At 48.0% G+C, this 24,268-nt stretch carries 30 protein-coding genes; 6 read left to right on the top strand and 24 right to left on the bottom strand.

Translation table 11 applies throughout. From position 1 onward, the window contains the following. Positions 1 to 72: 72 nt before the first annotated feature. Together coaA and Q9R46_RS03895 are read left to right on the top strand one after the other, a co-directional pair. Positions 73 to 1,002 carry a type I pantothenate kinase gene (gene coaA / locus Q9R46_RS03900; RefSeq protein ID WP_311279049.1) on the top strand — a complete coding sequence of 310 codons (930 nt, stop codon included), beginning with the start codon at positions 73 to 75 and terminating at the stop codon, positions 1,000 to 1,002. A 25-nt stretch (positions 1,003 to 1,027) separates the two neighbouring features. Then, on the top strand, positions 1,028 to 1,390 hold the full coding sequence (locus Q9R46_RS03895) for a DUF423 domain-containing protein (protein ID WP_145328875.1): 363 nt from the start codon (positions 1,028 to 1,030) through the stop codon (positions 1,388 to 1,390). Between the two features lie 74 nt (positions 1,391 to 1,464). Here Q9R46_RS03895 and Q9R46_RS03890 read toward each other — a convergent pair whose 3' ends face one another. The 17 genes from Q9R46_RS03890 to Q9R46_RS03810 form a co-directional block, all read right to left on the bottom strand. Continuing rightward, a complete protein-coding gene (locus tag Q9R46_RS03890) occupies positions 1,465 to 2,040 on the bottom strand; it encodes a histidine phosphatase family protein (protein WP_311279048.1) in 576 nt (191 codons plus the stop codon). 24 nt (positions 2,041 to 2,064) lie between these two features. After that, positions 2,065 to 2,862, bottom strand: coding sequence for a glutamate racemase (murI, locus tag Q9R46_RS03885; RefSeq protein WP_311279047.1), 798 nt, complete (start codon positions 2,860 to 2,862; stop codon positions 2,065 to 2,067). Positions 2,863 to 2,946: 84 nt separating this feature from the next. Beyond that, complete coding sequence (locus Q9R46_RS03880) at positions 2,947 to 3,345, bottom strand: hypothetical protein (RefSeq protein WP_311279046.1); 399 nt, start codon at positions 3,343 to 3,345, stop codon at positions 2,947 to 2,949. A 12-nt stretch (positions 3,346 to 3,357) separates the two neighbouring features. Next, positions 3,358 to 3,810 carry a hypothetical protein gene (locus Q9R46_RS03875; RefSeq protein WP_311279045.1) on the bottom strand — a complete coding sequence of 151 codons (453 nt, stop codon included), beginning with the start codon at positions 3,808 to 3,810 and terminating at the stop codon, positions 3,358 to 3,360. Next, positions 3,807 to 3,962: a hypothetical protein gene (locus Q9R46_RS03870; RefSeq protein ID WP_311279044.1), complete on the bottom strand. Its 156-nt coding sequence runs from the start codon at positions 3,960 to 3,962 to the stop codon at positions 3,807 to 3,809. The genes Q9R46_RS03875 and Q9R46_RS03870 overlap by 4 nt, the downstream gene beginning before the upstream one ends. Before the next feature lie 13 nt (positions 3,963 to 3,975). Further along, the gene (locus tag Q9R46_RS03865; RefSeq protein WP_311280941.1) at positions 3,976 to 4,344 is read right to left on the bottom strand and encodes a hypothetical protein; all 369 of its coding nucleotides are present in this window, start codon (positions 4,342 to 4,344) and stop codon (positions 3,976 to 3,978) included. Positions 4,345 to 4,413: 69 nt separating this feature from the next. Continuing rightward, entirely contained in the window at positions 4,414 to 4,581 is a 168-nt protein-coding gene (locus Q9R46_RS03860) for a hypothetical protein (protein ID WP_311279043.1), read from the bottom strand. A 93-nt stretch (positions 4,582 to 4,674) separates the two neighbouring features. Next, on the bottom strand, positions 4,675 to 5,229 hold the full coding sequence (locus Q9R46_RS03855) for a GNAT family N-acetyltransferase (RefSeq protein ID WP_311279042.1): 555 nt from the start codon (positions 5,227 to 5,229) through the stop codon (positions 4,675 to 4,677). Between the two features lie 123 nt (positions 5,230 to 5,352). Continuing rightward, positions 5,353 to 5,484, bottom strand: a complete 132-nt coding sequence (locus Q9R46_RS03850; RefSeq protein ID WP_260984473.1) for a hypothetical protein — start codon at positions 5,482 to 5,484, stop codon at positions 5,353 to 5,355. Between the two features lie 77 nt (positions 5,485 to 5,561). Beyond that, positions 5,562 to 6,551: an SDR family oxidoreductase gene (locus tag Q9R46_RS03845; RefSeq protein WP_311279041.1), complete on the bottom strand. Its 990-nt coding sequence runs from the start codon at positions 6,549 to 6,551 to the stop codon at positions 5,562 to 5,564. 283 nt (positions 6,552 to 6,834) lie between these two features. After that, positions 6,835 to 8,154: a F390 synthetase-related protein gene (locus Q9R46_RS03840; RefSeq protein WP_311279040.1), complete on the bottom strand. Its 1,320-nt coding sequence runs from the start codon at positions 8,152 to 8,154 to the stop codon at positions 6,835 to 6,837. Then, positions 8,151 to 9,035: an MBL fold metallo-hydrolase gene (locus Q9R46_RS03835; RefSeq protein WP_311279039.1), complete on the bottom strand. Its 885-nt coding sequence runs from the start codon at positions 9,033 to 9,035 to the stop codon at positions 8,151 to 8,153. Before Q9R46_RS03835 ends, Q9R46_RS03840 begins: the two co-directional genes overlap by 4 nt. Continuing rightward, a complete protein-coding gene (locus tag Q9R46_RS03830) occupies positions 9,029 to 10,024 on the bottom strand; it encodes an NAD-dependent epimerase/dehydratase family protein (RefSeq protein WP_311279038.1) in 996 nt (331 codons plus the stop codon). The genes Q9R46_RS03835 and Q9R46_RS03830 overlap by 7 nt, the downstream gene beginning before the upstream one ends. Beyond that, a complete protein-coding gene (locus Q9R46_RS03825) occupies positions 10,021 to 11,262 on the bottom strand; it encodes an ATP-grasp domain-containing protein (protein WP_311279037.1) in 1,242 nt (413 codons plus the stop codon). The genes Q9R46_RS03830 and Q9R46_RS03825 overlap by 4 nt, the downstream gene beginning before the upstream one ends. Then, positions 11,252 to 12,253, bottom strand: a complete 1,002-nt coding sequence (locus tag Q9R46_RS03820; protein WP_311279036.1) for a beta-ketoacyl-ACP synthase III — start codon at positions 12,251 to 12,253, stop codon at positions 11,252 to 11,254. Before Q9R46_RS03820 ends, Q9R46_RS03825 begins: the two co-directional genes overlap by 11 nt. Positions 12,254 to 12,511: 258 nt before the next feature. After that, a complete protein-coding gene (locus tag Q9R46_RS03815) occupies positions 12,512 to 13,405 on the bottom strand; it encodes a TIGR01777 family oxidoreductase (RefSeq protein WP_311279035.1) in 894 nt (297 codons plus the stop codon). Between the two features lie 163 nt (positions 13,406 to 13,568). Continuing rightward, positions 13,569 to 14,099, bottom strand: a complete 531-nt coding sequence (locus Q9R46_RS03810) for a hypothetical protein (RefSeq protein WP_311279034.1) — start codon at positions 14,097 to 14,099, stop codon at positions 13,569 to 13,571. Positions 14,100 to 14,325: 226 nt separating this feature from the next. Between Q9R46_RS03810 and Q9R46_RS03805 the strand changes: the two genes are divergently transcribed. Both Q9R46_RS03805 and Q9R46_RS03800 read left to right on the top strand, forming a co-directional pair. After that, positions 14,326 to 14,700, top strand: coding sequence for a BlaI/MecI/CopY family transcriptional regulator (locus Q9R46_RS03805; protein WP_145328852.1), 375 nt, complete (start codon positions 14,326 to 14,328; stop codon positions 14,698 to 14,700). A gap of 9 nt (positions 14,701 to 14,709) precedes the next feature. After that, the gene (locus Q9R46_RS03800) at positions 14,710 to 16,164 is read left to right on the top strand and encodes a M56 family metallopeptidase (RefSeq protein WP_311279033.1); all 1,455 of its coding nucleotides are present in this window, start codon (positions 14,710 to 14,712) and stop codon (positions 16,162 to 16,164) included. A 92-nt stretch (positions 16,165 to 16,256) separates the two neighbouring features. On the opposite strand, the gene Q9R46_RS03795 is transcribed toward Q9R46_RS03800, so the two are convergent. From Q9R46_RS03795 to Q9R46_RS03775, 5 genes are all read right to left on the bottom strand, one after another. Next, on the bottom strand, positions 16,257 to 17,012 hold the full coding sequence (locus Q9R46_RS03795; protein ID WP_311279032.1) for a YdcF family protein: 756 nt from the start codon (positions 17,010 to 17,012) through the stop codon (positions 16,257 to 16,259). A gap of 24 nt (positions 17,013 to 17,036) precedes the next feature. Further along, positions 17,037 to 17,588, bottom strand: coding sequence for a nucleotidyltransferase family protein (locus tag Q9R46_RS03790; RefSeq protein ID WP_311279031.1), 552 nt, complete (start codon positions 17,586 to 17,588; stop codon positions 17,037 to 17,039). Positions 17,589 to 17,883: 295 nt separating this feature from the next. Beyond that, positions 17,884 to 18,738, bottom strand: coding sequence for an AraC family transcriptional regulator (locus Q9R46_RS03785; RefSeq protein ID WP_311279030.1), 855 nt, complete (start codon positions 18,736 to 18,738; stop codon positions 17,884 to 17,886). Between the two features lie 92 nt (positions 18,739 to 18,830). Next, on the bottom strand, positions 18,831 to 19,688 hold the full coding sequence (locus Q9R46_RS03780) for an EamA family transporter (protein WP_145412298.1): 858 nt from the start codon (positions 19,686 to 19,688) through the stop codon (positions 18,831 to 18,833). Between the two features lie 17 nt (positions 19,689 to 19,705). Next, positions 19,706 to 20,665: a metallophosphoesterase family protein gene (locus Q9R46_RS03775; protein WP_311279029.1), complete on the bottom strand. Its 960-nt coding sequence runs from the start codon at positions 20,663 to 20,665 to the stop codon at positions 19,706 to 19,708. 355 nt (positions 20,666 to 21,020) lie between these two features. Between Q9R46_RS03775 and Q9R46_RS03770 the strand changes: the two genes are divergently transcribed. Beyond that, positions 21,021 to 21,791 (top strand): DeoR/GlpR family DNA-binding transcription regulator, encoded by a 771-nt coding sequence (locus tag Q9R46_RS03770; protein ID WP_311279028.1) that lies wholly within the window; start codon positions 21,021 to 21,023, stop codon positions 21,789 to 21,791. A gap of 146 nt (positions 21,792 to 21,937) precedes the next feature. Here Q9R46_RS03770 and Q9R46_RS03765 read toward each other — a convergent pair whose 3' ends face one another. Next, entirely contained in the window at positions 21,938 to 22,474 is a 537-nt protein-coding gene (locus Q9R46_RS03765) for a hypothetical protein (RefSeq protein WP_311279027.1), read from the bottom strand. A 157-nt stretch (positions 22,475 to 22,631) separates the two neighbouring features. On the opposite strand from Q9R46_RS03765, the gene Q9R46_RS03760 reads away from it, so the two are divergent. Further along, the gene (locus tag Q9R46_RS03760; protein WP_145328834.1) at positions 22,632 to 22,901 is read left to right on the top strand and encodes a SunI/YnzG family protein; all 270 of its coding nucleotides are present in this window, start codon (positions 22,632 to 22,634) and stop codon (positions 22,899 to 22,901) included. Positions 22,902 to 22,991: 90 nt separating this feature from the next. Here the strand turns inward: Q9R46_RS03760 and Q9R46_RS03755 are convergent, their stop codons facing one another. After that, positions 22,992 to 24,170 carry a DUF4272 domain-containing protein gene (locus Q9R46_RS03755; RefSeq protein WP_145328833.1) on the bottom strand — a complete coding sequence of 393 codons (1,179 nt, stop codon included), beginning with the start codon at positions 24,168 to 24,170 and terminating at the stop codon, positions 22,992 to 22,994. Positions 24,171 to 24,268 lie beyond the last annotated feature (98 nt).

Here is a 24,268-nt window from a genome sequence, read left to right as displayed (position 1 = left end):
TGTCAGTTCGCTGAAATTTGGTACACTAATGATTGTGTCTTCGATTACATTACATACAGAAAGCGGGATCTCATGAATTCATACTCACCTTACATCGAGTTTAACCGCAAAGAATGGGCTGGACTCAAAGAACATCAGACCACCCTTCCACTGACGGAAGCTGAACTGGAACAGCTAAAGGGCTTGAACGAAGAAGTATCCATTCAGGAAGTTGAGGATGTTTATTTACCCCTAACTCACTTCATCGACCTATATGCAAGAGCATCGAGAGAGCTTGATCGCCTAACGGCCTCTTTTATGAAAAAAGAAACACTTCACACCCCCTATATTATCGGGATCGGGGGCAGTGTTGCCGTGGGAAAAAGCACAGCAGCCCGCTTGCTTCAGGCGTTACTTGCCAGAGGCAAAAACAAACCCAAGGTTGATCTGGTCACCACGGACGGCTTTTTATATCCCAATGCGGTGTTGCAAGAAAAAGGAATTATGAACCGCAAAGGTTTTCCTGAAAGTTATGATATTAAATCACTCATTAAGTTTATGGGCGATGTAAAATCAGGCAAGCCTGAGGTACAAGCACCGGTTTATTCACATCTGGCCTACGACGTAATCCAAGGGGAAGAGAAAACGATCTGCCAGCCGGATATTCTGATTATTGAAGGCATCAACGTATTACAAGTGAAGCGTGAGACTCCATTACTTGTAAGTGATTTCTTTGACTTTTCCATCTACATTGATGCAGAGGAAGAACACATTCGTCACTGGTACGTCGAACGTTTCAAGTTGCTCCGTCAAACCGCTTTTCAGAACAAGGATTCCTTCTTCCATCAGCGGTTCGCCAATATTAACGAAGAGGAAACCATTGAGACAGCCAATCAGATCTGGCAGGACATTAACGCGAAAAATCTGCATGAAAACATTTTACCAACCAAAGGACGTGCGCGGTTAATCTTGAAAAAAGAAGCCGATCACTCCATTCAGCAGATTCAATTGCGCAAGTTGTAACCTGATTAAAAGGAGAGAAAATAACATGCAAACCCTCGTGGTTCTCGGCAGCATTATGATGTTTCTGGCCGTTGCACTCGGTGCCTTCGGGGCACATGCGCTCAAACGCAAGTTATCCGCTGACATGATCAAAATCTATGAGACCGGTGTCCAGTATCATATTGCTCACGGACTCGGCATCATCCTGCTTGGACTGTTCGCAGACAGGCTAAGCTCCCCGTCTCTTGTCATGACCTCCGGATGGCTCTTGTTTGCCGGGATTATCCTGTTCTCTGGAAGCCTCTATACACTGAGTGTCACAGGTGTTCGCAAGTGGGGAGCCGTCACACCCATCGGTGGTGTAGCCTTCCTTGCCGGCTGGATTACATTGCTGTTCGCAGCTCTTTAACAAAAAAACGCGTAACAAAAATATGGAGTGTCCTGGCTGAATGAACATGTGATGCTGGGATGCTCCTGTTGTATTCAATCCAGACACAGTCTGGAAATGACAGGTTGCTTCCCCTCCTCATTTTCTTCATCATCTGTAGACTCCTGCTCCCGTTTTAGAACATATACATCAGGATTGGAAAGCTTGGCCCACTCCGCATAACCAAAAGACGGTTCGTAATAACGAATGATTAAGGACAACAGATTGCCATGCGTAACAACCGCTCCATGACGCTCCGGTCTGCGCCAACATTCCTTCAGCAGCGCCAAGGCTCTGGCAGTTGCAACTCTGGAAGACTCTCCGCCCTCTGCAGCCCAATCTTCCTCTTCATATGTACGTTTCAGCACGTCCATCCAGTCTGGCAGATCCCTTGTACTCAGCACTCTTTCCTGCAAGCGCTCATCGGTATGAATATGGCGCTCTATCGCTACACCCAAAGGCATTGCAGTCTGTACGGCTCTTTTCCATGGACTGGATACGATATAAGAGATTCCTTGAGCAGACAATACATCTGCCAATTTTTCAGCCTGCCTGTATCCCTCATCCGTCAGACTTGCGTATGGCTCCTGCCCTTCGGCTTTGGCGTGGCGTATCAGGTAAATCGACTCCATTACGGACACCTCCCATAGTCTAGTCTACAGTACGTTGTCACTTAGATATTGAAGCGCTACACGCATCTTATTATGATCTTCCGTTCGACCCGATGAACTGAAAAATGACACTGTCCCTGCCTGCACCTGCTCCATATTCCCAGCTTGCTGCTGTGCACCAAGTTCAAGTCTTTGACTCAAATGACTTACCGTACCTGCGCTACCATCAACAATCCGGATATGATCTGGTAGCACCTTGCGCAGCATAGCTGTATAGAACGGGTAATGCGTACACCCCATCACTACCGTACCATATTGTTCCAGATCCAGGCCTGCCAGCTTGGAGCGGAAGTATGCTGTTATTTTGACCGGATCAAACTCCAGTTGCTCACACCATTCCACCAGTTCAGGCAACGCAAGAGAATCGACCCGATGCTCATCATCCACGCGAGAGACCAATTCGTTATACTTCGTTTGACTCAGTGTCAAAGCCGTAGCAAACACCAGCACGCGCTTGCCGTTTTCCCTATTCATCTCGACGGCTGGTTTGACCGCCGGCTCCATGCCGATAATAGGAATGTCATACATGGAACGCAGATCATTCACCGCCAAGCTGGTTGCCGTGTTACACGCAATCACGATTGCGTCTACTTGTTCCCGTATAATCGCCTCCACGCAAGCAAAAATATAACGACGAACCTCGTCCGCCGGCTTGGTTCCATAAGGGACATGTAATGTATCTGCATAATATATATAGGATTCTTCCGGAAACTGTTGCAAAGCGGTATGCAGTACCGTTAATCCACCGATGCCTGAATCAAAAAAAGCAATCTTTTTCGTCAAAGATGTCACCTCTATAACGTATTCTTTCGGTTCTAGGAACCGTAATTTTACTGCTCATGCTGACTGGAGGTGAAGGTTATTATCTTAATCGGAATGATCTGTTGCGATCATGTTATATTGCCTCAGCCAGTCCTTACCACTGTCCCAGTCTTGCACCGGGTTGTCTTCTCCCAACAGTTCAGCACTGGCCAGAGCCATGATCCACTCTTTCAAACCATTTTCGTCGCTGGATTCCAGCTGATTTAACAAGAAATTCAGACCTTCTGATCCCGTTTGTAGAATAGCTTCATACACGTCCCGATGGCCTGCAATATAATCATTCGGGTTACTGCTGGAAGCCAGAACAGGCTCGTTGACCATCGTATTCAAACTTTGTTTAATCGTTTCTGCTGCGGAAGGCTTATCCGCTGTAACTGTACATGCAGATAAGGCTAACGCTGTGCATAAGAAGAGTAAGCTCGTCATAAGCCACTTACGTTTCATTACAGCCCCCCACTATAGAAGGTTATCTTCGAATAAAGACTTTCCTGGTACAATCCAGTATCGTTCCTTCTCTGGCACCCTCTCCAAGAACTCCTTGTAACTCCCGATCCAGCCATACGGCATGTAATGCTCAAAGGAGGCAGGCTCCGGGAACATCGAGAAAAATAGCCGCTTATCGAAATCGACAAGAAAGGACGGCACATATTTAAGCCATTCATCGCCTGCAGGATGGGATTCCAAAAAATGATGAAGCGCACTCCTCAGTTCAGCCGCACTTACCTGCTCCTCCCGGATTGCTTGTAAGAACACGGCCGCCGTCTCTTCATTCAATACATCGATACCAAACCGTTCTTCCATCTCTATATTTAAAAACCAATACTCCCGTTCGGTGACGTACCAGCGCCACACGCCCTGAAACCAAACGCCAACAATAGTATTCTCAGCATAGACAGGCTCTGTTTTCATCGCTCTATCTCCTGACTCAAATTCTGTCCTTGCTTCACCGCCTCATTAATACATGCCGCAAAGCTGTCATCATAATTATACTCGTCCCGATCAATACGGATATGCGCTTCTATGACATATTGCAAGTCTTTTTGTATGAAAGTACGAATCATGCGCTCTGCTCTCCTATTGGATCCAACGATGAAGTAACTTTTCTCCTTCACTTCTCCGGCCAGCAGCCTGCTGCTCCAGAAACCCGGGAACTTCTCGCAGCTCAGCTGGACGATATCCGGCTCCGCATCCACAATTATGATAGGTAATGCCATGCTGATATAGGGTTATGACTTTTTTCCACTGTTTGATATCCGTTTGCTTGGGTGCTTGGAAATCATGCCCCATATTCACCATAATCTCCGCACATTGCGGACATTTATGTTCAAGTCGTGTTGCGGTTTCCTTGCTTAAATCATACGGCGATACTTGTTTGTAAGACTTACGGCAGTTAAAGCATGCATATACTTCCTTATAAGGTCCAGACATCGCATATCGACACACCTTCATCAAGCCTCCTTGTCATTTTCCATTATACGGGTTTTTATACACGGTTACGAATCTACGATTACATTATTGCGCATTAGCCTCTTTCCACGCCAAGCCTAATTCCGCCACGGAAGGGTACCGCTGAGAACGATCCGGATTTACCGCGCGCAGGGCAATCTCATGTAATGTCTCACAGATGTGAATCTCGTCCGCCGCAAAATCATAAATCAAACTGCCATCGGAGTTAACCAATCGAAGGCATGTTTTTCTTTTAACATAAATGTTACACCATCTATTTCATGAACAACCTGATCGATCACAGGCCCCCTCCTCTTGCTTTTGAATTTAGTTGTTTTCATCTACTCTTTTATTGTAAAAATACGTCATATGTGCCTCATCATATCCTTGGCCGTTCACCTCCAGCGCATTGCGTTCGATGCCGTAGGTTTCAAACCCATACCGCTCATACAACCGCTTCGCTGAAACATTTGTAGTCACTACACTTAGATTAATCTGCTTCATATTCTCCAGATGTTTCCCCCGTTCCAGAACCTCGGATAACAACTGGGAAGCCAGTCCGTTCCCCCGATGAGCAGGTGATACATAGACACCCCAGATGAATCCTTTGTGCCTGAGCTTTAGACCATATTCTCTTTTGAAACCCATCATGCCCGCCAGCATCCCCTCAGGGGTGAACGCACCAAGAATGTAATCATCAGGCTCATTATGTATTCGCTCTTTCACCTCACTAACGGGCAACTGACTGGACAACTCGTATGAAGCGCCAAAGGCTTCGGGATGCGTCCTCAGCGCTTCAAGCCTTAGTGCCCAATACAGATCCGATTCGTCCCGTTGAATATTACGCAGCTCATACCTCTCTTTAAAAACATCTGAACTCATCCCTCATCCACTCCCTGCATGTCAAGAAATATCAGGTCTTCACAATATAAATCATTTTCCTCCTCTGAAGGATCTTATTTCAGTATATCTGTTCGGTTTCGCCTACCAATCTCGGCTCTGGTTCTAACTGTCGCGCCGATCACGGTCACGCTGCATCGCTTCCTGAACCCGGTCACGGGCCGGGAGTTTGCTGTTGATATGCAGGAGTAGTCCTGTAATGATCATGAGCAACGCAACGACAATCACTTCAAACATTAGTTCAGACCTCCATTTCCACTTGGAAAAGATGATGATTCTGCCACACGTATGATCATATAGTTACCTACTCTTAACTATTGAAGACCACGGGCAATCAGCCACTCCAGCCATTTCCACGGCAACAACGCCTTTGCAATAATAAGAATCCGAGAACCTTTGCCTAATGCATAGCGCAACCTTGGTGAACGCATGCGTGCGATACGTCCGATCAGATCAGCGACCTCTTGCGGGTCAGGAGCAGTCTCGCTGGCATGTTTCGAATAACGCAGAACTGCATCCAGCTTATGTTTATAAGCCGAATCCTCATTCCGGTGAATTTCGCCAAGACCTTTGTTCCAAATAGGCGTGCGATAGGCTCCGGGCTCCACCAATACGACCCGTATTCCAAATGAAGACATCTCATGGCGCAGACTTTCTGTGAATCCTTCCACGGCAAATTTTGAGGCAGCGTATGGGGCATATCCCGGAAAACCGGATAGGCCGCTTACACTCGAAAGATTAACAATCAGCCCGCGTTTTTGTTCACGCATAACAGGCAGAACCGCTCGGGTCACCGCGATAAGTCCGAACAGGTTCGTTTCCATCTGGCGCCGCCAGTCCTCCATCGACACTTCCTCAATAAATCCTCCTACAGCAAAACCAGCATTATTCACCAGCACATGGATTTGTCCATATTGCTGAAGCACCGCATCCACAGCGGTTTGCACAGATTTCGAATCTGTCACATCAAGCTGTACATAATGAATTCGCTCGGTTACTCCTGCTTCCTCGGCACGATTCGCAAGTTCTCCCTTGCGACTTAGATCACGCATTGTAGCCATAACACGATAGCCTTGCTTGGCAAGAGTGATGGCAGTCAGCATCCCAAATCCGCTAGAGGTACCTGTAATGAGAGCTACAGGAGGTTGATCCCCCGGCTGGCCTGATTTGGTTACATTTGCATGAGCTGATTGAAATAATTCCGTTGACTTTTCCGCTCCTGATGTAACCTTGCCATCCACAGGGTTTGGCGAATCCTCTCCTATTTTATAAGCCCACACGGTCACATTATCACCTACTTTCATGATCGTTCGATTCATTTTCAACTATATAAGTTGAACTAAAGATTTTACACAGTCCACTCCGATGACAGAAGAACCTTCCAATCGCTGTTATCCCCAGATTTTTTTTAATTCCCTTCTCCAAAAGGGGAAATCTGGTGATAAGCGTTTGCTTCCGATGCAGCTTTCTTTCAGAAAGCTTTTAGGCGAACGCTTCGCTTTTCCAGGTTTTTTCTGTCCTCTTCGTTAACGTGTAAAAGAATAGTTCAACTTATATAGTACATGTGCAGTCTGTGTTGAACTTTAATTAATCCAACCGTCTCTCTACCCGCCGCAGCTTCGTTATCCCTGCTTCAAACGTATACGGCACAAATTGAACGTCAGGCAGCACACATTGCAGTCGCCCTGCCAATTTCCCCAACTCTTGCAAGACAGCGGCTTGTACCCGCTCCTGATCGGCTTCTTCGCTGACCCGCAGCGACACCTCCAGTATTCCACTGCCACGTTGCACCACGCGATAATGCTGAATGGCTGGCGAAGCCGCAATGACCGCGCGACTGATAAAATCCGGAAAAACCGAAACAGCCTTCTCCTCATCGATATGCGAAAAATAAAGTGTATCATCACAGCGGCCTTCAATCCGCTCAATGGCAGTAAACAACGAACCACAGGCGCACGGCGCTGCCGCCTCGGTTAAAATATCATTCAGCCGATACCGGATAATCGGCTGCGACGTTCGGGAAAAGTCCGTGATCACAGGTACGAACCGCCGGGTGACAAGATCAATGTATTCTTTTTCAATATGCACAATGTCTTCATTCAGATGTATCGTTCCGTGCTCGCACGTCGCTCCCAAGAATCCCTCTGTACACTGGTACACCTGATGAACCGTCTGGCCGAAGATATGCTCCAGCACCTTACGATCCAGAGGATCGAGTACCTCGGCTACGGAAATGATTTTCTGAGGCACATGTGTTAGACGTCCTTGCTGATAAGCATCAGCCAGTATACGAAGCATGGAAGGAGGAGCCACCCACACCGTAGGTTGGTATTCTTTCATACGTTCAATCAGGACATCCACACGCTCCAGCAGGTCAAAATATTGGAATTGCAGCTTGCCACGCTTGACCGATTCGTACAGATTGCTATTCGCCCGCAGGAAGAACGCGATTTTCGCGGGTTTCCACAGCCCGCCCGGAAGAAGTTTGGCCAGCACTGTGCCCGTCCACGCATCCTGCTCCCGATCACTTACCAGAAAAATGCCCCGGTTTCCCGATGTGCCGGATGATAGCCCTACCGTGACGCCTTGAATGGAAGACTGCTTGAAATTACGGGTATCCTCACTTTCGCCAGCAAGGATTAGCGCCTCTTCCTTCGTAACACCTACCGTGTTCAGCGTGTCGAAATACTGCATCATCACCGTTTTATCGATCTGCGGGAACTGTCTCCATCCGGTTGCGTTCAGTCCTTCCCACCACTTTTGATAAAATGGAGACTGCGCCCGAATCCGTTCCACATGCCGAATGATTCGGCGTTCCTGCCACTGTTCCAGCTGTGCCCTGGTACGCCATCTGCGTAAGCCACGTGCAAGTGCATAATGAGTAACAATACGAACAGGGTTGCTCATCGTTCCGTCCCTCCTGTGCCCCATGCGCTCAGCGCCTCTTGGCAATGACTCGGCACGATACGAAGCGCAGGGAACTGTTGATGCAGTTGAACCAGCTTGTCAAAGTTCTGACGATACTCCTGCCGATCTGACATGATGATGCCTGCCAGTGCATGAGGTCTGCGCTGTTCTCGGAAAGCCCGGCTCGACCATACTGCATCGGCACATAAAAAATAATCATGTTGCTCTGTCCGTAGCAATAAACCCATCATCCCTTCCGCATGACCCGATACTTCCACGCCAAGCAGGCTACCATCTCCAAAAAGATCGTATACCTCTTCCCAAGGAAACCCTGATGGGACTTCAATCCCTGCAGTCTCCCTCATGTCCGCCCATCGCTTGGCAGGGTCGTTCACAGGCAGTGACCGCTGGATAAAGTCGTCAGGTAGCAGCCCAGCCAGAAAACCAGCCTTCACCGCCGCAAGCGAACCAAGAGAGCGAACCGCATCATAGGCTCTGGGCAAATAAATAAACCGAGCTTCCGGGAAGTCCTTGGCACCTGCAATGTGATCCCCGTGAAAATGCGAAAGAATAACATAACGGACATCTGACGGTACCAGCCCGATCTGCTTCAGAAAATGAACGGCACTGTCTTCTTCCCGGAATACAACGGGCGTGATATGACGATACAATGCATTCGGAAGTCGAGCGGTTTCTTCAAAAAAACGGGAACTGTACCCGGTGTCCAGTAGTATAGGGCCATGATCGGGATGAAGAATGCAAGCGAACCCTGCCGGGAAACGAACAGGCCGGAAGCTTCCTCCCCGTAGCGTAAGGAACTCTGGATGCGTACAGTAACCCGCTGCGCCTAAATATAATTTTACCGGCTTCGTTGTTAACATCCTTCACTCCTCCACCAATCTGCAAATTGTTGCAAACCTTCTTCAATGGAAACCCGCGGGAAATATCCTAGCTTCACCTTAGAATCGCTAATGTCCAACGTTTGCGGCACACCCAAAGATCCAACAGTGTATCTGGTCAGTAACGGCTCTCCCAGAGCAGGGATGAATCGATGCACACCTTCCAGCACACTGGCCACCCCATAGGCCATTTTATATGGAATATTCAAACGCCGCAGCGGCATATCTAACCTGTCAAAAAGAGTCCCGACCAGATCTGCAAACGGTCTCGGGTCTGCGTTCGAAATATTGTAGGCCCTCCCAAGTGCATCACCAGAAGCAGCACTGCACAATAACAGCGCATCCACCACATTATCTACGCACGTCAGATCAATCAGAGCCTGTCCACCTTCAATCATCGGGACTCCCCGTTTGGCATTCGCTGCAACAATCCGCGGGAAAAGCGTTTGGTCATACGGGCCAAAAATGGCACGCGGACGAATCATAATTGATGGCAATCCGTTACGATGTGCCTCCATCACAAGGTTTTCGGCAATACGTTTGGTAGCCGCATAATGATTAGCCGGTTTAGCAGGCAACGGGTCATGTTCATGAACTTCATAACGTGGTATGTAGTTAAAATAAACGCTCGGCGTGGAAACATGCACGAACCGTTGCACCTGATGGCGTACAGAACGATCAATCAGATTCTGCGTTCCCTGCACATTACTGCTGTAGAAATCCTGATATCTCCCCCATGGTGAGGATAAGGCCGCACAGTGGAACACGACATCCTGATTTGCACATGTTGCATCTACAACCTGAACATCCCGAATATCTCCCCTGATAAAGCGAATTCCAGCCGCTTCAAGCAGGCTACCTATCTTTTGCTGTCGTCCCGTGCCTGTCACTTCCCAGCCTTCTGCCGCAAGCCTTATCGCCAGATGTCTACCCAGACACCCTGTAGCCCCGGTCACTAATGCTCTCTTCATCGCTGTTCACCGTTCCATTCTATGTCATGAGTCAATGCTTCCGTCAGCGTAATCTGCTGTGAACGTGCAAGACGCCAGGCTGCAAGTACGACCGCAAATTGTTCGAAAAAAGGCCGCCGATCCTGCCGCATATACACGACATCCCTGGCACCCCGCCAAGCCGCTCTCCACGCTCGCAGGCTACCTCTGCTACCTTGAATCTGCCGGATACCACTCCCCAGCATGGGCAGTGCTAACATCGCCTTATCATCACCTGACTGCGGTGTCACTTCATTTCCTTCGTCTAGCACCACTTCAGGTTCAAGCAATGCACGCACTAATCCATTACCAGGGTGAAACAGATGAATGCCACTGGTTGCCCTCGGGTTACACTCAATAGCATACACCTCACCTGTCACGTCTTCGATAAAATCAAATCCAATCTGTCCGCTGAAACCCGTCGCGCGTACAAAGTGTTCTACCCACGCGTGTGTGCCTTCATGTTGCACCTGTTCAAAAAAAACACTCGCGCCTACGCTTCCCGTACGATATCGGCTGTCGTAGGCGGCATGCGCGATCAAATGGCCTTCATGCACCACACTGTAGGTGCACAGTCCCCGTCCATGAATGTACCGCTGCGCAACCCAAGGTGAGTCAGGAGATAACGTGTCTTCGGCTGGTGGATCGTGGTACCTGAGTTTGGGCATACGTACTCTGGCAGCAAAACGGGAATAGACCGGTTTCCAGACCCACTCTCCCTTTAAAACCTGCTGCCTCTCCAGCCACTCCTGCGGAGTTTGAATCAGATGTGTATCCGGAACCGGAAGCCCCATAGACTTGGCAAGCATATTAAAATCATACTTATGATGCAGAACGTGTAGTTGCTCCAGACCGGAAACAAGAACACGACAACGCTGCCTTAAGCGTTCAGCCCCACTAGCCACATAAAACACTTCTTCGCACATCGGAATCAGCACATCGATCTGCCATATCCTAACCCAATGTTCCAGTGCTGACAGGTACTTCTCCGTATGGTGACGCGGCGATGGAACAAGTACGCATTGCTCCACCGCGCTGGATGTTCTGCACAGATGATGTTCCATACTCTCCGCAATAAATACAAGGTGACCTGACCGCTGCAACATACGCGCCAAATCAAGCGTAACCGGGGCCCTTCCTCCGGTAAGAAGTACCCTGTATGCATGACCCGCTTGTCCTTGGAGTACACGTTGGTCACGTTGTGCAAATCTAGTAATCAAAGATCAGTCCTCCTAAAGACAGCCCAGCCGCCGTTCCGATCATCAATACCCGATCACCACGCTCTATTCGTTGCTGGCGAATTGCCTCATGCAGTCCCATCGGAATGGAGGCCGCAATCGTATTACCATGACCTCGTGTAATGTCCATGAACCGTTCTGCCGGAATCCCAAGCTTCTTGCGAATCAGGCGCATCGCCATTGCACTGCCCTGATGAGGAATGACGAGAGAGAAATCCTCCATGTGATTACCGGAGGCTTGAAGCATCTCATCCATAAACCCGGGTAACAGCTTGGACGCCATGCGAAAAATCGCCTGTCCATCCATATGAAAGAGGAAAGGATCTGGATACGCCACATCATACTCAGCCGCATGATGCCGTGTGCCTCCGCCTGCAATCTCCGAAAACCGTGCCCCGCGGCTATAGGTTCGCAGCGATGCATGAACGATCTGTGACCCGGATTTCTCAGATGCCCGCTCAATGATAACTGCCGCCGCGCCATCACCAAACAAGGCAGCACTTTCAGGATCTTTCCAGTTTAATCCCGCTGAAGCAATCTCGGTGGCTACGAGCAATACACGCCGGTAACGTCCAGCGTCTACCATATAAGAGATGACATCGAGTCCATTCAGGAAACTTAAACAGGTCGCATCCATATCAAAAGCAGGTACACCTGACTCTTCCTGTCCCATAGCCTGCTGGATAAAGACGGCTGTGCTTGGCAACGGCTGTTCTTTCGTACCGCTCGTGCATACCAAACAATCGATCTCGCCAAAAGACAGCCCCGCATCGGCCAGAGCTGCTTCTGCCGCTCTAGCACCCATATAGGAAGAAGTCTCCTCGTCCGAAGCATAATAACGGTAGCCGACGCCTGTCGCTTTGCTAACCCAGCCTGCGGGAACATTTAATCGTTCATCCAACTCTTCATCCGTTACCTTCATCTGAGGCAGGTATTTCCCTGTACCCGCGATTCTTACTCTTCTAAGCTGCATATGCCCACCCTCTTCTCTTTCATGCGTGTTATGTAAATTTCGTGATATTACCCATTAAACGAATATACCTGCAACTGAATAATAGTGAAAATGAAAAAGAATATTTGAAGTAGCCTGACGATCGATCCCGAGCCTAAATATCATCGAAATAGACGGAAGGGCAGATTGCTCTGCCCTCCCATTCACATATTAACGATTCCTGCACATGTTTTTCACAGTCTGAAAATGGGGGCACCTATGTCTGCTGTCTACTACCTGCTACCCATTTTTAGGCTTGAAGAGATCAGCAAGTGCCGTATCCAGCGAAGCATAAGTGAACGTAAAACCTGCCTTCTCCATTCTGTCGGGAACAACCCAGCGACTCTTGAGTACCAGCTCCGTTTCCGTACGGATAAATATGGCTCCAAGTTCAAGCATCCAGCGCGGAGATGGCAGGCCAATGCGAACATTCATCTGCTTCCTGAGACTTGCCATCAGTTCGCTATTGGTCACTGGATGAGGAGATGAAGCATTGTAGACCCCCTCCAGCTCCGGATGCTCGTGTACAAACATCACCATGCGGAACAGATCCTCAATATGAATCCAGCTAAATTTTTGAGTGCCTGCTCCCTGGGCTCCACCCAGGCCAAATCGAACCAGATTCGTCAGTGGTTCCATCACCCCACCTTCCCCAAGCACAATAGCAATGCGTAGTGCAATTTGACGTGTAGATGGCAACTTGAATCCGAAAAACGCCTGCTCCCAAGCCTTGGCAACCTCCACGGAGAAACCCGAACCGATCTCTCCATCTTGTTCCGTCATTGGACGATCTTCCGCATGTCTATAGATGGTAGCCGTACTGGAGTTAATCCACAAATTAGGCGGATGCACACATGATAATACTGCTTCACCTAGAATGTGTGTGGTTTCTGTTCTGGAATCCATAATGATTTTACGATTCTCATCTGTGTAACGGCAATTCACCGATTTGCCAGCCAGATTAATCAGCATCTCCGCGCCTTCAAGTGCTTCAATGATGGCTGTTCGATCTTCCCAGGCGATGTGTCCAGACTGGCGTGAGACCACCCGCACATCGTATCCCAGCTTTTTAAACCGGGGTGCGAAATCCTGTCCGACAAATCCCGTCCCACCAGCAAGTACAACCTTTTTCACGGTATCCCCTCATTTCAGCAGATGGATCGTGCCATCTGTGTAGTGCATTCATATCAGACTAAACAACATGGCGGACCGTTTCGTTTGATAGACATTACTTCGATTTTCGTCTGAGGAGACAGCCATCGACACCCGGATAGTTTCACACAGTCGCGCTGTCCGCTTAGACTACTTCTTTCACACCAATCGCTGTATATAATCGACTTCGCTCTTCGTTCGCCCAAACATTAGAAGTATCCTGCTCTAGTCGAACCTGTAGTTCATCATGAAAATCATGAATCATATACCCTTCGGGGAGTTCACCCAAAATGGACGCAAAATCATACTCAGGCAAAGTTCTCCGCCCTTCGCCAATTTCTTTTAGCCAATTCATCCAGTCTTGCAGTGTAAGAACACCCTCCTGCCACAACTCAGCTTGCAGACCAAGCACATCCTGCAACTGCTCATAGGCAAGTACATCCTTGAATTGGCGACAAGCCTTGACACCCAGTTCGTACAATTCAATCGCTGCACGACGATTATCATGCGTTAGCCCTACCTCAAGCCCTTCTAGGTAATCCTGAACCTGAATATGCTGACCTTCGTCATACAGTAAGGGCGCATGGGCGAGCATGCGAATAATGTCTTGTAAATCGTTCGTTGAAATCATGTTCTGCTCCTTCAGAGCGGGTAATTGATATGCTGTAATGATCATTCACTCCTGTTTCGGTCATCTATTGTTGACCTATAGTATAACATGCTTTTCTTCGTAGAATTTGGGATATAGAAGCAGAATCTTCTTGAAAACAGAAGAAGAAACGAGGTTCTCACACACTGCGCTTGACTATGTACTACATGTTGTAGTAGTTTATATATACTACGTAGTGTAGTAATAAAATTATCGTTATGGACGCATAACGTTGTAAAGGAGTGCTTCTTTGGTGCACCAAACTCAAAAATGGTCCGAAACCGAGCTGGAACTGATGGAGGTAATCTGGTCTTGTACTCCTCCGGTCACTTCTTCCGAACTGTTAGACATGTTTAAGGAAAAGGGAAAAGCGTGGAAGGCACAGACCATTTCCACTTTCCTATCCAGACTGGTGGATAAAGGGGCGCTCACTGTCACGAGACAGGGGCGAACCAACTACTATGAGCCTCTTTTACTGCCAGAAGACTACAAACTTCAGAAAACCAAAACCGTACTCGACGGCCTCTATCAAGGCTCTGTTAAAAATCTGGTCTCAGCCATGTATGACGGGGATAAGCTTTCAGAGAAAGACATTGCCGAACTAAAACAATGGCTGTCGGAAAAGTAGGTGGCACGCATGAATCTTTTTATTGATCTGCTGATCACGTTGACGGTGGCTGGAAGCATTGCAGCCGCTTGCATTCTTGCCTTGCGTCTTCTACCGGTACATCTTTTCCCCGCTTCTTGGCGTTACGGGCTGAATAAAATGGCTTTCGTTTTTTATGTACTGCCCCTATCGTTCGGAATGACAGGGTTCTCCAGTCTTTTTCATCATGCTTCAAGCCCAAATCATGAAGAATCTGACTTCTTGCAGGGCATGCTTGGAGGGGGGCTTACCCCGGAATGGGCGATATCTTCTACAGCGGCCTACGTTTTGCTCAGTGCTTGGGGGGTAGGCGTTCTTGGTTATTCGATCTGGCAGATTTATTGTTATTACAGATTCATCCATGCGTTGAAACGGACACAGTCAGATGTAAAAGAAAATAGCGAGGCCGCCTTACTGCTCCCTATCATGAAAGAAAAGCTAGGTATTACCCAGCATGTCAACCTGGCATATAGTCCGATGTTACGAAGTCCCGTGCTGGTCGGCTTAACGAAACCTACGATTTATTTACCTCTAGCGGGTACAGCTTACTTGAATATGAGTCTGGTTTATCACCATGAATTAACTCACCTTAAACATAAAGATCTGTGGGTCAAGGCACTCACTCTGGCGATCAGCGCCTTGCACTGGTTCAATCCTCTCGTTCACCTCCTTCGCCGAGAGATTAACACCTGGAGTGAGTTTTCTTGTGATGAACAGGTTGTCCAGGAGATGTCCATTGAAGATCGCAAGCGTTATGGCGAAACCATTTTAAACGTCACGGCAGGAGCGCGAAACTTGCCTGCGCAATTTTGCTCATCCCTTTCAGGGGAGGGAAAACAACTCAAAAGGAGACTTACGATGATGTTTGAAGTCAAAAAAATGAAAAAGAAACATTGGATCATAACAATCTCATCCGTTTGTTTAATTGCTGTAGCAAGTACGTCTACCGCCGTATGGGCATCGAGCCATACGCCCAAAGTGGAGCCAGGGTCAACTGAAGCTATAGTTGTACCTGACAACGCCAGAGAGACTTCCAGTAGAGCCACTCAACCTAGTGGTTCTACACCTCGAAATGAAGTCTCTGAAGCCGTAACTGTTCCTGACAACGCCAGAGAGACTTCCACTCGATCGACTGAACCTCGAGCTGTCAAACCTCGGACTGAGGACCCTGAAGCCGCAATTGTACCGGACAGCGCAAGAGAGGTAGTCGTGCCAGCGACTGAATCCAGAGCAACTTCCCCTAGGGATGAGACCGCTGAAGCCGCAATTGTACCGGACAACGCAAGAGAGGCTGTCGTGCCAGCGACTGAATCCAGAGCAACTTCCCCTAGGGAGGAGGCCGCTGAAGCTGCAATTGTACCGGACAACGCAAGAGCAGCTACCGCTCCAGCAGCCGAGTCCAGAGCAACTAAGCTTAGAGCTTCTAGCGATTCTGCAGATAAGTAAGTCTTGTCCATTCAAGTTTAATGTAGTGTTCACCATAAAAAATAGAAAACAGGACGAAGCGTTTACTCCGCTTCGTCCTGTTTCTCGTTCTGCTATAAGAATGCCTTCACAGTGCCAAAATATTCACGAATCATATTAATCGGCTTTAAATACCCTGGTGAAGGAGCGGATATGCCGTATTCTGCAGCATAGCCGTTTTTGGCCGCAATATATTTCGACCTGAACATATGGTAATCACTTGTGACAATCATTATTTCGGGGTGTTCCAGCCCGGAAGCCAGAATGATTTTTTTAGAAAAAGCCAAATTTTCCTGCGTACTTGTTGAGCGGTCCTCCATGATGATCTGAGCGGGGGCAATGCCCTGATCCACCAGGTAATTTTTCATCGCAAGGGCTTCAGGAATGGACTCCCCTGGTCCCTGGCCCCCGGATACAATGACTGGCGTCTGCGGGTGACTGCGAATATAATCCAGACTGGCATCGAGCCTTTGTTTCAAGGTCAGTGACAATTCGGTTCCCTTGATACCTGACCCGAGAATGATGACATAGTCTGCTCGCTCCTCTTCCTTTGAACCAAGCTGGGTAAATACCAGAGCTTCAATAATGATAAAGGAAACAGCACCGATCCCGAAAACGACCAATAGGACACGTTTCAGCCAGATGTGTTTCTCGTAATCAATCCGTCTTAATATGATAAAGGTTGCCGCGAGGAGAGTAAAAAATTTCACGGCAAAGTTCCAGCCCCAAAAGATCAGAAAGAAAACCACACACGCCAGCAGGATCAGATCCAAAATATATCCTTTCTCCCGTAAAAATTTCTGTATCAGTACAGCAACACTCCTTCCCATACATAGACATCCACACTTGTTATATTATGCCCTTACAATCGTGAGCTTGGGCCATTGCTGTTGCCAATTCTTTTGGCACACACGTTCGTTATAGTAGGCCGCGTCCATAAACGCCGGACTTTTGCGAACAACCAACGCATACAGATCCTCCAGTCCATAAGGGGCACATATCCTGATTTGATCGTCAGCATGTAATTGTACACCGATGGCTGTTACTTGCTCAGGCCAAAAGCGCAGTGCATCTTCAGTCGAGTGATACGGCATATCCCCATTGCGCAGGTGCATCCTGGCCTGATTTTTAACCGACCACTTCGTGTTACCTGTTACAGTACATAGCCCCTGCTCAAGTTCGTAATCCCGCTCCTCTCGAAGATCGGCAGCATTGAAATAAACAACGTCAATATCGCTATGCAGCTCCCGTCTGGTAAAGCCATGAAGCGTATCCCATATGTAATTGCGAATATAACCCGCACCGATGTAACAATCGGGCAACTCTAGCGAACGTACAATCCGCAGATCCTGCATGATCTGCTCATGTTGTCGCAACGTTTGGACAAGCCGTTCTTCGTATTGCACAGCAAATCCTCCTTGACCTACTCGAATCTGATATCTTCATTCCCGCTTGGCTGTCCGTCGTTCTTAGGGATAGATGAGACTACTGTTTTTTTAATATAACATGTTTCGAACCCTGGAATAAAATAAACAACTCCCCTCAAGCTGTCATTTTCATGTACATCCAAAACGAATGCACGCCTGAAAATCACGATTCCTGAGCGGAGTTGTGAAGATTTGAAACCTTGTGATACATATGTGTGACTTATTTTGTGATCATTTCTAATAACTCTAATCATTCTATTATGTGTAACGGTTTCTACACACTCGATTTAATCGGTATCCAGATTTGAGGAGCATGCTCTTTTCCTCGATAGACTTCCAGTTCAGGCAACCAGGCATGTTCGTATGCATTTGAAGGGAACCATTCGCCTACAATACGTTTCCACAGCTTTTGTATTCCTTGAGGCATCGGTTCCTCCACCTCGAAAACCACCCATTTGCTGGCAGGGAACGTTAACGTGGATAACCCTTCCGGTTGCTCTCCTTCATACGTTGTTGCAATCCAGTATTCCATCTGCTTGTCCTCGATCTCGCCCTGATCCACACACACCCCTAGCAAACCCGGGATAACCCCGTTATTCAATGCAGCTATCCGATCCTCTGCACCGCTGTGATACGCTTCCTCCCACATATTAGGAATCCCCTGCAAATGCTGCCCATCCACATACGAAAACCGTTGTTTGATGCCTGCAATGGAAAATGCCTCTTGTTCGACAATATGATGTTTCATTGGCTCTGCTCCTTGTAAACGGACTTGTATAACGAGTCGATTATACGACTGGACTGAGGCACCGGACTTTCGGGTTTCGCTTGGCGATATCCCATGTTGTCTGCGATAAGCTTTGGCGAACGATTCAGGCGTGTCATAACCGTACTTTAAGGCCAAGTCCATAATTTTGGGATCTCCCTGCAACAGTTCATTGGCCGCCAGTGTTAATCTTCTGCGCCGGATGTACTCCGCCACGGTAACGTCGGTCATTAGTCCAAAGATACGCTGAAAATGAAATGCCGACATATGCGCGTGCGTTGCAATCTGATCCGTCGTCATAGGCTCCAGTAAATGCTCTTCTATATATTGAATTGACTTCTGTATCGCCTCAATCCATTTCATGTACTGCATCACTCCTTGCTTATCATGATACACGAAGAAGGGTATAGAAGCCTGTCATTTTGTGCTTTCTTTTGACCGATGTCTTTCCTACCCTATCCCCACACACCAATCAGGAGAATGCCGCCAAAAATAACGATGGAACAAAGAATACGTTTCATGCCCTGCTGTTCTTTTAATAACCATATCCCTAGAAAAGCCGCGAATACCGTACCCACTTCCCGAAGCGGGCCCAATCTGGCCATCGGAGCCTGTTCCAGGGCAAATAGAAAGAGCAGATATGATCCCGGATTCAGCAAAGCCCCAAGCAAAATCGTCGAACGATTGACCTTCCACTCCTGACGCACCCCCCCTGAAGCGAGCAGCGCTGGCGTTAATCCAGCCACAAAACCGATATTCGTAACCTCAAGCAACGCCAAGGGCGAAATATGTTGCAGATTCAATTTGTCCACAAATACATAACTCGTCGTACATAACCCCACACACAAGGCCATCAGAACCGGCTTCGCCCCCTTCATTCCAGAGCCTGCTTGTGCTTTCCTGCTTCCCACACCGCTAAGAACGATGAAACCAACAATCATGCAGGCAATGCCTAACCACCCGAATCCCGACAACCTTTCTCCCAGAAAAGCAACCCCGATCAACGGCACCAGCAACGTACTCGTGCCCCGCATAATCGGATAAATCTGAGACAGATCGCCAAGCTCATACGTCTGAGACAACAGCCAGGAATATAATGCCTGCAGTGCCATCGAAACAATCAACAGTGCATAAGCTGACACGGGTAACGACTCACGGGACAATTCTACCACCAGCACAGGCAACAACAATACGGTGGGAATCATCATAATCGACCATAGAAAAACACTTTTGTTCAAACTTCGTTTCGTAAACATACTCCAGACGGCATGTGCCATTCCCGAAGCAAGCACCAGAACTAACGGTAAAATCATGCTGTATACGTTCCTCTCTACTTTCCTTGCTCCGGTTGATGCTCCGGCTGTTCCTTCACCACCGATCCATCCTCCAAACGAAGCCAGGTATTAAACTCCCGCTCGCCTTCACGCATCTGAATGACACGTCCTCCGCGCAACATGCCTTGCCTTCCATAGGTACTGTGGCCACTCGAACGCCCGTAACAAAGATGTATCCCTTGATACTGACCGTGAAAATCATTCACATGATCGTGTCCGCAGAACGTACCCATTACATCCCCCATCTCCAGCATTGTAGCGAACAAACCCGAATTGACTTGCGCACAGCAGACAGGTTCATATTTGTTGCCATAGCAAATTCGACTGTCCCACATCAGTTGATATTCCGGAATCGGGATATGGAAAAACGCCAAGGCTGGCAGCTTATCCCCCGGGCTGCGGCCGGGATTGACGCGTGTGGATTCACCCATCAGCCACCGGAGCTGACTCTGCTGAATCCAGCCATAACCGGGGATCGATTCCACGGTCGAATAACTCCCGGAATCGAGCAGATACAACACCGCTGCCGGAAGTCCATCCGCTCCGGCAATTTCCAGCGTGTAATTGCCCAATCCTGCAATATCACGCGGGCCCGCTTCCGTCACGCTATGCGCATGCTCCTGGACAACATGCATGAGCTCCGCCGGAGTGATTCGCTGCTCGGCATCGTGATTACCAAACACAAAAGCCCACGGAATCCCACACGTCTCCACAGCCGAGACAGCATCGCGAAAAGCCTGCTCCGGATGCTCACATGCTTGATTCCCCGGATCGACAGGCCCGGTGTAGATCACATCGCCTGTGAAAATAACCAGATCCGGCTGTTCCAGCCCGATGATCGATTGCATCATCCGCTGGCTTCGCAGATCTTCAGGTCGCCCGTCTTTCCAATGCAAATCGGTAAATTGTACGATGGTAAAGGTTCCATTTTCACGAAAAGCAAGTTGTCGTTTCACTGTGTTGTCCTCCCGAATACCACATGAATACGCAAGGAAAGCGAGTTATACGCATCATTTCATTCATGCAGTTTGATCTATTGGTTATATGTTAAGCTGATTCGTGGTTGAAATTACTCTCGGAACAACTCATTTTCGATTCCACTTAAAAATGTGGTTTTTTGTGGTTTTAAGTTGTTTTTATATGATGATATCGCCACATCTATTTTCTGTCAACACTTCCTTGATGTCTTAATATCTACATCTGCCGAATGAAATTGACAAGTGGTTTTCACCAACTTAAACTATTAAAAACAACAACAATCCACATAAAGAACAAACTTCTATCTATAGAACGTACGGAGGCGGAATTCGAATGTCATTAACATATGAGGAGCGAAAACATACGATCCTTGCCCAGCTTGCCACACAAGGCAAAGTTCAGGTACAAACGTTGGCTCAGCTATTCCAGGTATCCACGGAAACCATTCGGCGGGATCTGGATCGGCTGGAGAAAGAAGGTGAGTTGCGTAAAGTGTACGGGGGCGCTGTACGTGTCCGCTCGGGTATGATTGAAGCACCCTTCCAAAAGCGCTCACAGCTACAAGTTCAAGAAAAGCAGGCTATTGCAATCGCGGCAGCTTCCTTGATTGAAGACGGAGAAACCGTCATGCTGGGCAATGGCACAACGACACTCGCAATTATGCGTCAATTGCAGCATCGATCCCACGTAACAGTGATTACGAATTCGGTCCCGATCCTGACTGTTGCCCTGGAGTCTTTTAAAGGTAAAATCATTTTTGCCGGAGGCGAAATCAACACCGCTGTTCAAGCCGCCACTGGGCCTGGGGCACATGAGATACTTGACCAGTTCAAAGTGAATAAAGCGTTCATTTCGGCTGGAGGTATTTCCTTCACCGATGGAATCACCGATTATGTCCTGGAGGAAGCCCAGATCTCGCGTAAAATGATCGAACGAGCCGAAGAAGCCATTCTGGTGGCCGATCATACCAAGTTTGGACGCTCCACGTTTGCCAGAATTGTACCTGCCGATCACATATCCATGGTGATTACGGACTCAAGCTGCCCTGCCGAATGGATCGAAAACTTTGGGCGGCTGGAGATTGAAACTGTCATTTCAGATTGACATTCAATTCTTAGGAACATTTATGGCGGGATATATCATCGAGGTGTTTTCCAGTGCGGCAGCTTTTATGGCGTTTGCTATACTCGGTTTGCTGAGGCCTTTCCCTTCGTGAACCAACCGCAAATAAGGCTTCGTCATGAGTAAATCTAACGATATGCCCCTATGGCCTCGTTGTCCCAGACTTGAACCTCGATATATCGTTCGGGACCCTGTTCGCCGCTCTGATTCCAATCCTGTGGCAAACCATAGGTCTTAATCAGTTCAACGATTTCGTCTTTGGTATAGACCTGCTTGCGATATGATTTATCGTCTTCGTAACGCATCGTTGGGAAGAGGTCACCGTATGTAAAGCTTACAACTTCCGCGGGTAACTCTTCCCATGGAATGATGATATGATCCGGCTCTTGATACCATGATTCTAGCCAGGGACATATACCGAGCGTTAGATAATGGGGATAGTCTTGTGTCGGCTTTCCTCCCTTTGCTATGAACTTCTCATATGCCAGATGCTCAAGCCGTCTCCTGATTGTTATGTAGTCGGATGACCGCTGAGCGGCAAAAACCCGGCCTTCCTGTCGAATCTGTCGTGAGACTGCTTCAGCCTCTCTCTGAGACAGGCTCGAAAGATTAAGGAACGGGCCTAAACTTTTCTCAAAATAATGATATCCATTGAGGTGCTTCATGCAACTCATCTCCTTACAGAACATTGGACCTGAATTTACTCAAACATGGTATCTTATGTTGTGATTTTTATTTGACTTCATCTTTATTAATTAGGAATTTTTAGCCAAAAATGATAAACTGGAACTATTGTATACGTACAAAAAAGGAGGTCATCCAATGTTTGCTGTAAGCGCAAAACAAGTAGAAGATCAACTCATCATTCGCTGGCAGTTATCCAAATATGAAATTCCCCTCGCTCAGATCACATCTGTCACGCTGGATGATACCTATGGAGGCAGTGAACCTTCAGCCATTCGGATTGGTCCTGTCGGTGGTACAACCGAACGAATTCTGATTCGTACCACGAATCAATCATACATCTTATTTACGAATAGCGTGAATCTAATTTCTCAAATCCAGGCTATGATATCTCACACAACAAGTTAGCATGTCAATGGTTCAATTCCATAAAACAATTAAGAGCCACCGATTAGATAAAACATTCTAGTCGATGGCTCTTTTTCATTTTAATCTCATTTACGTATCCGTACGTACGTCGTCCCACGCCTGATCGAGATAACAGATGAGCCAGTTAAGTGCGCGATGCCGTTCATAAGCTACACCGGGATTCAACCCTGCAGGCGGCGCTTCGCTCTTAATCCGACTGTTCACACAGATCCAGTTGTACCGATAGATCAAGTCGGCCTCGTCCAAAATTTCATCTTTACTACGCAGAGTGGCATCCGACAGGAACTCTGCATAGCTGTCCTTTTGCTGTAAATAACCAACATCCTTACTTACGTTGCACAGCTCAGTAGGTGGAGTCAATTCTTCCACGTACCCTAGCGCCCACAGCATAACATGATATGCCTCATATCCCCAAGAGAAGCGAATGACCTCTTGCTGCTGTGCTCCATGTTGATTCAGAAAAGACTTTTCATCCGGAGAAAAGAAGGCGGAAGCATCATACTTGTCGATAACTTCCTGCACAAGCGCAGCGGTATCATCGTCACTCTCACCTGCTCCCAGGCACTCACCTTTTAGGGCGGCTATACAGAGAGCTACAGCACGCTGCGCAACCTCTTCCTTCGTTCGAATCGTTGTATCCTGCTCACCTGCTCTTGCTGGCAGATTGGCATTATACGGAACACCTTGCGCCGCTAATCGCTGCTCTGAACGTGCCTTGCGCTCCACAGCGTCCACTGAGGGTGGACGAGTATCATCCAGATAACTCGTGTGTGCAGTTACCGTGTAATCCTCTACCTCGGATTCGCCGTTTACATCCAGAAGCAGCTGACCCTGAGCATTCAGCAGGGAGCCACCTCCCCAGAAAATGACGGCATCCAGCGCTTCAGCCAGTTGTAATAACTCGTTAAAGAACTCTTCCGAGATATCTTCTTCTGTCTCGATGCCGATCACCATGTTCAGGGTGGAGCATTTAATCAGTACCTTTTCCTGAAGCGCAACATTACGCCCTTCAATCTGACTCATAAACCCAAGCATACCTTGAATCATCGTGCCGAACTCCTCGGGATGCGTCTGGCTGGTCATGATATTGAAGCCCTTTGTTTTTTTGCTAAACCATTTCTTCTGGATCACCTGTATGTGTGTCTGATCTTCTCTACGCTGAATGGCGGCCCCGGGATAGATGGATTGAATGATTTCATATAACTGATCCAGGTCAAACTGGGAGCTGTATATCGCACAGTTTCTCATTGCGTGTTCGCCCTCCTTCTTGTGTCTGAATTCTAGTTAAGTTAGACTAGAGATTTTACACAAGCCACTTCAAAGACAGAACAACCTGGAGAGTAGCT

The organism is Paenibacillus sp. RRE4 (assembly GCF_031844205.1).
Taxonomy (GTDB): Bacteria; Bacillota; Bacilli; order Paenibacillales; family Paenibacillaceae; genus Paenibacillus; species Paenibacillus xylanexedens_B.
This window is presented reverse-complemented; position numbering and strand designations above follow the sequence as displayed.

What these genes read in the sequence shown, in the direction of transcription:
- Q9R46_RS03840 (WP_311279040.1), bottom strand. Translation starts at nt 8,154, where the DNA reads ATGAGCAACCCTGTTCGTATTGTTACTCATTATGCACTTGCACGTGGC.
- Q9R46_RS03870 (WP_311279044.1), bottom strand. Translation starts at nt 3,962, where the DNA reads ATGATTCGTACTTTCATACAAAAAGACTTGCAATATGTCATAGAAGCG.
- Q9R46_RS03755 (WP_145328833.1), bottom strand. Translation starts at nt 24,170, where the DNA reads ATGAGAAACTGTGCGATATACAGCTCCCAGTTTGACCTGGATCAGTTA.
- Q9R46_RS03820 (WP_311279036.1), bottom strand. Translation starts at nt 12,253, where the DNA reads ATGCAGCTTAGAAGAGTAAGAATCGCGGGTACAGGGAAATACCTGCCT.
- Q9R46_RS03875 (WP_311279045.1), bottom strand. Translation starts at nt 3,810, where the DNA reads ATGAAAACAGAGCCTGTCTATGCTGAGAATACTATTGTTGGCGTTTGG.
- Q9R46_RS03760 (WP_145328834.1), top strand. Translation starts at nt 22,632, where the DNA reads ATGTTTGCTGTAAGCGCAAAACAAGTAGAAGATCAACTCATCATTCGC.
- Q9R46_RS03770 (WP_311279028.1), top strand. Translation starts at nt 21,021, where the DNA reads ATGTCATTAACATATGAGGAGCGAAAACATACGATCCTTGCCCAGCTT.
- Q9R46_RS03890 (WP_311279048.1), bottom strand. Translation starts at nt 2,040, where the DNA reads ATGGAGTCGATTTACCTGATACGCCACGCCAAAGCCGAAGGGCAGGAG.
- Q9R46_RS03810 (WP_311279034.1), bottom strand. Translation starts at nt 14,099, where the DNA reads ATGATCATTACAGCATATCAATTACCCGCTCTGAAGGAGCAGAACATG.
- Q9R46_RS03830 (WP_311279038.1), bottom strand. Translation starts at nt 10,024, where the DNA reads ATGAAGAGAGCATTAGTGACCGGGGCTACAGGGTGTCTGGGTAGACAT.
- Q9R46_RS03765 (WP_311279027.1), bottom strand. Translation starts at nt 22,474, where the DNA reads ATGAAGCACCTCAATGGATATCATTATTTTGAGAAAAGTTTAGGCCCG.
- Q9R46_RS03895 (WP_145328875.1), top strand. Translation starts at nt 1,028, where the DNA reads ATGCAAACCCTCGTGGTTCTCGGCAGCATTATGATGTTTCTGGCCGTT.
- coaA (WP_311279049.1), top strand. Translation starts at nt 73, where the DNA reads ATGAATTCATACTCACCTTACATCGAGTTTAACCGCAAAGAATGGGCT.
- Q9R46_RS03795 (WP_311279032.1), bottom strand. Translation starts at nt 17,012, where the DNA reads ATGGGAAGGAGTGTTGCTGTACTGATACAGAAATTTTTACGGGAGAAA.
- Q9R46_RS03845 (WP_311279041.1), bottom strand. Translation starts at nt 6,551, where the DNA reads ATGAAAGTAGGTGATAATGTGACCGTGTGGGCTTATAAAATAGGAGAG.
- Q9R46_RS03880 (WP_311279046.1), bottom strand. Translation starts at nt 3,345, where the DNA reads ATGAAACGTAAGTGGCTTATGACGAGCTTACTCTTCTTATGCACAGCG.
- Q9R46_RS03855 (WP_311279042.1), bottom strand. Translation starts at nt 5,229, where the DNA reads ATGAGTTCAGATGTTTTTAAAGAGAGGTATGAGCTGCGTAATATTCAA.
- Q9R46_RS03780 (WP_145412298.1), bottom strand. Translation starts at nt 19,688, where the DNA reads ATGATTTTACCGTTAGTTCTGGTGCTTGCTTCGGGAATGGCACATGCC.
- Q9R46_RS03785 (WP_311279030.1), bottom strand. Translation starts at nt 18,738, where the DNA reads ATGAAATGGATTGAGGCGATACAGAAGTCAATTCAATATATAGAAGAG.
- Q9R46_RS03850 (WP_260984473.1), bottom strand. Translation starts at nt 5,484, where the DNA reads ATGTTTGAAGTGATTGTCGTTGCGTTGCTCATGATCATTACAGGACTA.
- Q9R46_RS03835 (WP_311279039.1), bottom strand. Translation starts at nt 9,035, where the DNA reads ATGTTAACAACGAAGCCGGTAAAATTATATTTAGGCGCAGCGGGTTAC.
- Q9R46_RS03800 (WP_311279033.1), top strand. Translation starts at nt 14,710, where the DNA reads ATGAATCTTTTTATTGATCTGCTGATCACGTTGACGGTGGCTGGAAGC.